Annotated in this window: 9 protein-coding genes; 7 read left to right on the top strand and 2 right to left on the bottom strand. The window is 70.1% G+C overall.

All coding sequences use genetic code 11. The features are described from left to right. Positions 1 to 44: 44 nt before the first annotated feature. Entirely contained in the window at positions 45 to 602 is a 558-nt protein-coding gene (locus tag H5J29_RS13345; protein ID WP_181781266.1) for a YceI family protein, read from the bottom strand. Between the two features lie 96 nt (positions 603 to 698). Here H5J29_RS13345 and H5J29_RS13340 point away from each other — a divergent pair, with 96 nt between their 5' ends. Together H5J29_RS13340 and lpdA are read left to right on the top strand one after the other, a co-directional pair. After that, entirely contained in the window at positions 699 to 1,214 is a 516-nt protein-coding gene (locus H5J29_RS13340; protein WP_181781265.1) for a MarR family winged helix-turn-helix transcriptional regulator, read from the top strand. Positions 1,215 to 1,283: 69 nt separating this feature from the next. Further along, the gene (lpdA, locus tag H5J29_RS13335) at positions 1,284 to 2,696 is read left to right on the top strand and encodes a dihydrolipoyl dehydrogenase (protein WP_181781264.1); all 1,413 of its coding nucleotides are present in this window, start codon (positions 1,284 to 1,286) and stop codon (positions 2,694 to 2,696) included. A gap of 66 nt (positions 2,697 to 2,762) precedes the next feature. On the opposite strand, the gene H5J29_RS13330 is transcribed toward lpdA, so the two are convergent. Further along, positions 2,763 to 3,281 carry an NUDIX domain-containing protein gene (locus H5J29_RS13330; RefSeq protein WP_181781263.1) on the bottom strand — a complete coding sequence of 173 codons (519 nt, stop codon included), beginning with the start codon at positions 3,279 to 3,281 and terminating at the stop codon, positions 2,763 to 2,765. 50 nt (positions 3,282 to 3,331) lie between these two features. On the opposite strand from H5J29_RS13330, the gene fdhA reads away from it, so the two are divergent. The 5 genes from fdhA to prcA all read left to right on the top strand — a co-directional run. Continuing rightward, a complete protein-coding gene (gene fdhA / locus H5J29_RS13325) occupies positions 3,332 to 4,543 on the top strand; it encodes a formaldehyde dehydrogenase, glutathione-independent (RefSeq protein ID WP_181781262.1) in 1,212 nt (403 codons plus the stop codon). 91 nt (positions 4,544 to 4,634) lie between these two features. After that, complete coding sequence (gene dop, locus H5J29_RS13320; RefSeq protein WP_181781261.1) at positions 4,635 to 6,155, top strand: depupylase/deamidase Dop; 1,521 nt, start codon at positions 4,635 to 4,637, stop codon at positions 6,153 to 6,155. 143 nt (positions 6,156 to 6,298) lie between these two features. Then, positions 6,299 to 6,496, top strand: coding sequence for a ubiquitin-like protein Pup (locus H5J29_RS13315; RefSeq protein WP_181781260.1), 198 nt, complete (start codon positions 6,299 to 6,301; stop codon positions 6,494 to 6,496). Positions 6,497 to 6,600: 104 nt separating this feature from the next. After that, positions 6,601 to 7,503 (top strand): proteasome subunit beta, encoded by a 903-nt coding sequence (gene prcB / locus H5J29_RS13310; RefSeq protein WP_181781259.1) that lies wholly within the window; start codon positions 6,601 to 6,603, stop codon positions 7,501 to 7,503. 50 nt (positions 7,504 to 7,553) lie between these two features. Further along, the coding region (prcA, locus tag H5J29_RS13305; protein WP_181781258.1) for a proteasome subunit alpha at positions 7,554 to 8,255 on the top strand (702 nt) is incomplete at its 3' end.

Here is an 8,255-nt window from a genome sequence, read left to right as displayed (position 1 = left end):
CGCCCACGCAGCGCGTGGACGGGCCCGGCGGAGACGAAAAACGCTCAGTCGGTCTTGAGCACGGCCTCGATCTCGAGGGTGATCAGGACCTTCTCGCTCACCACGACGCCGCCGCCGTCGAGCGGCATCGAGATGTCGACGCCGAAGTCGCTGCGGTTGATCGTGGTGGTGGCGGTGAAGCCGCAGCGGGTGCCGCCGAACGCGTCGGGGCCGAAGCCGCCGATCTCGAGGTTCAGCGTGACCGGCTTGGTCACGCCCTTGAGCGTGAGGTCGCCGTGCAGCTCGAACTCCACGCCGTCGGCGTTGATGCCGGTGGACGTGAAGGTCCACTCCGGGTACTTCTCGACCTCGAAGAAGTCGGCGGACTTGATGTGCCCGTCGCGCTGCTCGTTGTTGGTGTCGATCGAGGTGGCGTCGATGGTCGCGGTGACCGTGGAGTCCTCGAACCGCTCACCGGTGACGACCGTGCCGGAGAAGGCCCCGAAGCGGCCCTTGACCTTGGAGACCATCATGTGGCGGACGGAGAACGAGACGTCCGAGTGGACGGCGTCGATCTCCCAGGTGCCCGCGAGGTATCCAGGGATCTGTGTGGCTGCGGTCATGGGGGAGTGACCTCCGGTAGTATTTGTTGAACTCTCAGGTGTTGAGAGCGACCATAGACCCATCGAGATTGAGTGTTCAACGATAGAGGAGGTGACGTGGACCACACACGTTGGCTGGACGACGACGAACAGCGCACCTGGCGGGCCTTCCTGACCGCGCAGCGGCTGCTGTTCGAGCGTGTCGAGCGGCAGCTGCAGAACGAGGCCAAGATGCCGCACGGCTACTACGAGATCCTCGTCCGGCTGTCCGAGGCGCCGGACCGCACCCTGCGCATGAGCAGGCTCGCGGACACCTCGCTCTCCTCGCGGAGCAGGCTCTCGCACGCCGTCGCGCGTCTGGAGGAGGCGGGCTGGGTCGAGCGGACCGCCTGCGAGACCGACCGTCGCGGCGCGTGGGCGCGGCTCACCGACGAGGGCTTCGCCGCGCTGCGGGCGGCCGCCCCCGGCCACGTCGAGACGGTCCGGTCCGTCCTGTTCGACGCCCTGAGCCCCGAGCAGGCCGCCGCGCTGCAGGACATCAGCGAGTCGCTGGTCGGGCACCTGACGAACCGGCCCGTGTGGCCCGCCGAGAGCGACGCCGGAGCCGACGGAGCATGCCCCGAGGCGGGCTGATCGTGTGGCCCGGGTCGCATCGCGAGACCGCCTCCGACGTGGGCGGGAGCGGAGTCCTAGGCTGGAGGTATGTCTCGCTTCGACGTCGTCGTTCTCGGTGCCGGTCCCGGTGGTTACGTAGCAGCGATCCGCGCTGCGCAGCTCGGCAAGAGCGTGGCGATCATCGAGCAGAAGTACTGGGGCGGCGTGTGCCTCAACGTCGGCTGCATCCCTTCGAAGGCGCTGCTGCGCAACGCCGAGCTGACGCACATCGTCACCAAGGAGCAGAAGACCTTCGGCTTCACCGGTGAGATCACCGCGGACTACGGCGTGGCGTTCGACCGCAGCCGCACGGTCGCGGACGGCCGGGTCAAGGGCGTCCACTTCCTGATGAAGAAGAACAAGATCACGGAGTTCGACGGCAAGGGCACGTTCACCGACCCGCACACCATCGAGGTCGAGCTCAACGGCGGCGGCACCGAGACCGTCGAGTTCGAGAACTGCATCATCGCCACGGGCGCCACCACGAAGCTGCTGCCGGGCACGAGCCTGTCCGAGCGCGTGGTCACCTACGAGGAGCAGATCACCACCCGGGACCTGCCGGGCAGCGTGATCATCGCGGGCGCCGGCGCGATCGGCGTCGAGTTCGCCTACGTGCTGAGCAACTACGGCGTGAAGGTCACCGTCGTCGAGTTCCTCGACCGGATCCTCCCGCTCGAGGACGCGGACGTGTCCAAGGAGCTCGGCAAGCGCTACAAGAAGCTCGGCGTCGAGGTCCTGACCGGCACCAAGGTCGAGCGGATCGACGACTCCGGCGACCAGGTGACCGTCACGGTGACCGACGCGAAGGGCACCCGGGACCTGAAGGCGGACAAGGTCGTCCAGGCCATCGGCTTCCAGCCGCGGGTGGACGGCTTCGGGCTGGAGAAGACCGGCGTCGAGCTCACCGAGCGCAAGGCCATCCAGGTCGACGACGTCCTGCGCACGTCGGTGCCGCACATCTTCGCGATCGGGGACGTCACCGCCAAGCTGATGCTCGCGCACGTCGGCGAGGCCCAGGGCGTCGTCGCCGCGGAGACCATCGCGGGCGCGGAGACCATGGGCTTCGGCGCGCTCGAGTACGCGATGATGCCGCGGGCCACCTTCTGCCAGCCGCAGGTCGCGAGCTTCGGCTACACCGAGGCCCAGGCCCGCGAGCTCGCGGACGAGAAGGGCTGGAAGGTCAAGGTCGCGCAGTTCCCGTTCACGGCCAACGGCAAGGCCCAGGGCCTCGCGGAGCCGGGCGGCTTCGTCAAGCTGATCGCGGACGAGACCCACGGCGAGCTGCTCGGCGGGCACCTGATCGGCCCCGAGGTCACCGAGCTGCTGCCCGAGCTGACCCTGGCGCAGAAGTGGGACCTCACGGCCACCGAGCTGGCCCGCAACGTCCACGCCCACCCGACGCTGTCGGAGGCACTCCAGGAGGCCATCCACGGCCTCGCAGGGCACATGATCAACTTCTGACCCACCGCTCCACGCCTGAACGAACGGCACCCTCGCTCACTAGGTCTGAGCGAGGGTGCCGTTCGTTCAGCGGTGGGCGAGGTAGTACTCGGCGAGGATCCTGCTGTCGGGCGCGAACGGGCCCGGCAGGAGGGCCGCGAGCTCGGGCTGGCTCATCCATCGGCCCTCGGCGACCTCCGAGGCCTGGTGGTGGACCGGCCCGTCCCACTGCGCGGTGTAGCCGAAGAGGTGGCAGCGCAGGCCCTCCGGTCCGCCCAGGCCGGGCCCGGGGCCGGACTCCCAGGCCCTGGTGAGCAGCAGCTCCAGCGGCACCCCGTGCACGCCGAGCTCCTCGCCCAGCTCGCGCACGGCCGTCTCGTAGGGCGTCTCGCCGGGGTCGACGACCCCGCCCGCCACGCAGTCCCACAGCCCGGCCATGACCTGTTTGTCGTCGGCCCGCCGGTGGACGTAGACGCGCGTGCCGTCGCCGGAGTGCAGGAGCACGCCCGCGCTGCCGTGCCACAGCGACCGTGCGTACACCTCCGACCGCGGTGCGGAGCCGATGACCCTGCCTGCGGCGTCGAACAGCGCGATGATCTCGGGCACTGCTCCATCCTGCCGTTGTGACCTTGGCCACAAGAGCGTAGGGAGGGGCGATGGGTGGAAATCGGATCGTCGTCTACAAGGAACCCGGTGTCGTGGAGGTCGAGGACCACGACATGCCGAAGCTGGAGGTCCCCGCCGACGTGGCGCAGGCCATGGGGATGGAACGGCAGGCGCCGCACGGGGTGATCCTCAAGTGCGTCTCCACGAACATCTGCGGGTCGGACCAGCACATGGTCCGCGGCCGCACCACAGCGCCCGCGGGCCAGACGCTGGGCCACGAGATCACGGGGGAGATCGTCGAGAAGGGCTCCGACGTGCAGTTCCTCGACGTCGGGGACATCGTTACGGTTCCCTTCAACATCGCCTGCGGGCGCTGTCGGAACTGTCGGGAGGGGCACACGGGCGTCTGCCTGAACGTGAACCCCGCGCGGGCGGGCTCGGCGTACGGGTACGTCGACATGGGCGGCTGGGAGGGCGGCCAGGCGGACTACGTCATGGTGCCGTTCGCCGACTTCAACCTGATCAAATTCCCGGACCGGGACCAGGCGCTGGCCAAGATCCGCGACCTCACGATGCTCTCGGACATCTTCCCGACCGGCTACCACGGCGCCTACACGGCCGGGGTGACCACGGGATCGACCGTCTACGTGGCGGGCGCCGGGCCGGTGGGGCTCGCGGCGGCCTACTCCGCGCAGCTGCTCGGAGCGGCCGTGGTGATCGTGGGCGACCTCAACAAGGAACGCCTGGAGCAGGCCCGGTCCTTCGGCTGCGAGACCGTCGACGTGGGGCAGAGCGCCACGCTCGAGGATCAGATCGACCAGATCCTGCACACCGGCGAGGTCGACTGTGCGGTCGACGCCGTCGGCTTCGAGGCGACCGGGCACGGCGGTGGTGAGGAGCGTCCCGCCCAGGTGCTCAACGACGTCATGACGATCACCAGGGCGGCGGGCAGGCTCGGCATCCCGGGGCTCTACGTGACCGGCGACCCCGGGGCCGCCGACGCCGACGCGAAGGAGGGCACCCTCAAGGTCCGGCTCGGCCTGGGCTGGGCGAAGAGCCACAGCTTCACGACCGGGCAGTGCCCCGTGCTGCGCTACAACCGCGGGCTGATGCAGTCGATCCTGCACGACCGGGCCCACATCGCGGACGCGGTGAACGCGACCGTCATCCCGCTGGAGGACGCCCCGCGCGGCTACCGGGACTTCGACCGCGGCGCGGCGCAGAAGTTCGTCCTCGACCCGCACGGCATGGTCCCTGCCTGACCGGCCGGATCCGCCCGGCGGGGCCGCGGAGGTGCCGCCGGGCGGGTTAGGCTCTGCGGATGCATTCCCGCCAGGTCCGACAGGGCTGTTCATGACCGCCCGCCGCATCATGGGCACCGAGGTCGAGTACGGCATCTCGGTGCCGGGCGACCCCACGGCCAACCCGGTCATCACGTCGACCCAGATCGTGCTCGCGTACGCCGCCGCGCAGGACATCCCGCGCAGCCGCCGCGCCCGCTGGGACTACGAGGTGGAGTCCCCGCTGCGGGACGCGCGGGGCTTCGACCTGTCGGCCCCGTCGGTCTCGAGCCACAGCAACGACTCGGAGCTCGACGACCTCGGCGCCGCGAACGTCATCCTCACCAACGGCGCCCGGCTCTACGTCGACCACGCCCACCCGGAGTTCTCCACGCCGGAGGTGCTGTCGCCGCGAGACGTCGTGATCTGGGACAAGGCGGGGGAGCGGGTGATGGAGGAGGCGGCGATGCGGGCCGCCACCGTCCCCGGCGCGCCGCGGATCCAGCTCTACAAGAACAACGTCGACGGCAAGGGCGCGAGCTACGGCTCGCACGAGAACTACCTCATGGCCCGCCAGACCACGTTCCCCTCGATCGTCGGCGGGCTCACCCCGTTCTTCGTGTCCCGCCAGGTCGTGACGGGCGCGGGGCGGGTCGGGATCGGCGCGCAGGGGGACGCGGAGGGCTACCAGCTCTCCCAGCGCGCGGACTACATCGAGGTCGAGGTCGGCCTGGAGACCACGCTCAAGCGCGGGATCATCAACACCCGGGACGAGCCGCACGCCGACGCGGACAAGTACCGCCGCCTGCACGTCATCATCGGCGACGCGAACATGAGCGAGTACTCCACGCTGCTCAAGGTCGGCACCGCCGCGCTGGTCCTGGACATGATCGAGAACGGCGTCCGGTTCGACGAGCTGCGCCTCGCCGAGCCCGTGCGCGCGGTGCACCAGATCAGCCACGACCCCACGTTGGCGCAGAAGGTGGAGCTCACCGACGGGCGCAAGCTCACCGGCGTCGAGCTGCAGTGGCTCTACCACGAGAAGGCGAGCAAGCACGTCGAGAACACCCAGGGCGCGGAGGTCGACGCGGACACCGCCGAGATCCTTCAGCTCTGGGGCGAGATCCTCGAGGACCTGTCGACGGACCCCATGAGGACGGCGGACCGCCTCGACTGGACGGCCAAGCTGCGGCTGCTCAACGGCTACCGCGAGCGGGACAACCTCGAGTGGGGCTCCGGGCGGCTGGGCCTGGTCGACCTGCAGTACACCGACGTGCGGATGGCGAAGGGCCTCTACAACCGGCTGGTCACGCGCGGGTCGATGAAGCGCCTGGTCACCGAGGACCAGATCGAGAACGCGATCCAGAACCCGCCGGACGACACCCGCGCCTACTTCCGGGGCCGCTGCCTGGAGCGCTACCCGTCCGAGGTGGCCGCGGCCTCCTGGGACTCGGTCATCTTCGACCTGGGACGCGAGTCGCTGGTGCGCATCCCCACCCTGGAGCCGCTGCGCGGCACGCGCAGGCACGTCGGCGAGCTGATCGACCGGTCCGGTACCGCCGAAGAGCTGGTCACGGCCCTCACGCAGGGTTAGCCCGCGCGCACGGACACGTGTTCGCAACCCGCGAACCATGGGCGCGAGCGGGTCCCGACAAGTAGTGTTGAGGCATCGGACCCCGGCGTCCACCTGCCACGACGGTGGCGGGTCCCCGGGATCGGACGCGAGGAGGAGACGTCATGTCCCAGGAGCAGACCAAGCGCCAGGGCGGCGGCGGTGGCGACGACGACGAGGGGGCGGACTCCTCGGCGGCGGGCCAGGAGCGCCGGGAGAAGCTCGGCGAGGACGTGGACACGATCCTCGACGAGATCGACGACGTCCTCGAGGAGAACGCCGAGGACTTCGTCCGTGCGTACGTGCAGAAGGGCGGCGAGTAGCCACCCTGCCCCCGAGTGACGGGCCGGACTCCAGCCGGAGTCCGGCCCGTCACCGGTATCCGAGACCGTGAGCGACACCGATGAGGAGAGGCACGCACCCCACCATGGAGTTCCGCGAGGGCATCCCCGGGCCCCGTCAGTTCGGCCCCGAACAGCAGCAGCTCGGCCACCGGGCCGCGTTCGCCGCGCTCGGCGAGACGTCGTTCAGCAACTACGTGGCGGCCACCCAGCCGCATCTGCTCCCTGCTGCTCGGACGTTCGACGCACCCCGCAGCGGCGCCTCGCACGCGAGCCCCGAGGCCCTGGGCGTGCCCCACGGCACCACGATCGTGGCGCTGCAGTTCAACGAGGGCGTGGTCATCGCCGGTGACCGGCGGGCGACCGCGGGCAACGTCATCGCGCAGCGCGACATCGAGAAGATCTTCATCACCGACTCGCACTCGGCGGTGGGCATCGCGGGCTCCGCGGGCATCGCCATCGAGATGATCCGGCTCTACTCGGTGGAGCTGGAGCACTACGAGAAGATCGAGGGCGTCCAGATGTCCCTCGACGGCAAGGCCAACCGCCTCGCCGGAATGGTCCGCGGCAACCTCGGCGCGGCCATGCAGGGCTTCGTCGTCGTCCCGCTGTTCGCGGGCTACGACGTCGACGAGCCGGACCCGGCCAAGGCCGGCCGGATCGTCACCTACGACCCCACCGGCGGCCGCTACGACGAGTGGCTGGGCTACCACGCGGTCGGCTCCGGCTCGGTGTTCGCCAAGTCCTCGCTCAAGAAGCTGCACCGCACGTCGGCGGACCTCGAGACGACCGTGCGGACCGCCGTCGCGGCGCTCTACGACGCGGCGGACGACGACACCGCCACCGGCGGGCCCGACCTGGTCCGGAAGATCTGGCCCGTGGTCGTGAGCATCACCGGCGCCGAGGGCGCGGTCCGACGCTCGGAGTCCGAGCTCGCCGGGATCGTCGAGCGGCTCGTCGCGGAGCGGGCGGAGAACCCGGGCGGCTGAGCCTCGGCTCACCGTCCGGCAGGCACGATGAAGATCAGGAGCGTCCCCCGATGACGATGCCCTTCTACTCCTCCGTCGACCAGCTGCTGCGCGACCGCTCGGAGCTCGCCCGCAAGGGCATCTCCCGCGGCCGCAGCGTGGTGGTCATGTCCTTCGCGGGCGGCGTGCTGTTCGTCGCCGAGAACCACTCCAGCGCGCTCAACAAGGTCTCCGAGATCTACGACCGGATCGGCTTCGCCGCCGTCGGCCGGTACAACGAGTTCGAGGGCCTGCGCACCGCGGGCATCCGGCTCGCCGACTCCCGCGGCTTCTCCTACGACCGCCGGGACGTCACGAGCCGCTGGTTGGCGAACACCTACGCGCAGTTCATCGGCGCGGCCTTCGTGGAGCAGCAGAAGCCCTACGAGGCCGAGATCTGCCTGGCCGAGGTCGGCGAGACCCAGGACCAGGACCAGCTCTACCGGATCACCTACGACGGCTCGATCACCGACGAGCCGCAGTACGTGGTCATGGGCGGCCAGACCGAGCCGATCTCGACGAAGCTCAAGGACATCGTCGACGTCGGGCACGACCTGGCGGGCGCCCTGGCCACGGCCCTGGACGGCCTGCAGGTCCCGGGGGCCACGCCCGGGAACGGCTCCTCCACGGAGACGCGGGTGCTGGGGGAGAGCGCACTGGAGGTCGCGGTGCTCGACCGCGGCCGCCCGGGGCGCTCCTTCCGGCGCATCACCGGCCCCGTGCTGCGCAACCTG

The sequence above is a fragment of the Pseudonocardia pini genome, assembly GCF_013870575.1.
Lineage (GTDB): Bacteria > Actinomycetota > Actinomycetes > Mycobacteriales > Pseudonocardiaceae > Pseudonocardia > Pseudonocardia pini.
The sequence above is the reverse complement of the archived record's forward strand: the minus strand, read 5'-3'. Positions and strand labels throughout refer to the sequence as shown.

Excerpts from the sequence above, each read along its gene's own strand:
- prcB (WP_181781259.1), top strand. The coding sequence starts at position 6,601 with ATGGAGTTCCGCGAGGGCATCCCCGGGCCCCGTCAGTTCGGCCCCGAA.
- fdhA (WP_181781262.1), top strand. The coding sequence starts at position 3,332 with ATGGGTGGAAATCGGATCGTCGTCTACAAGGAACCCGGTGTCGTGGAG.
- H5J29_RS13345 (WP_181781266.1), bottom strand. The coding sequence starts at position 602 with ATGACCGCAGCCACACAGATCCCTGGATACCTCGCGGGCACCTGGGAG.
- H5J29_RS13315 (WP_181781260.1), top strand. The coding sequence starts at position 6,299 with ATGTCCCAGGAGCAGACCAAGCGCCAGGGCGGCGGCGGTGGCGACGAC.
- dop (WP_181781261.1), top strand. The coding sequence starts at position 4,635 with ATGACCGCCCGCCGCATCATGGGCACCGAGGTCGAGTACGGCATCTCG.
- lpdA (WP_181781264.1), top strand. The coding sequence starts at position 1,284 with ATGTCTCGCTTCGACGTCGTCGTTCTCGGTGCCGGTCCCGGTGGTTAC.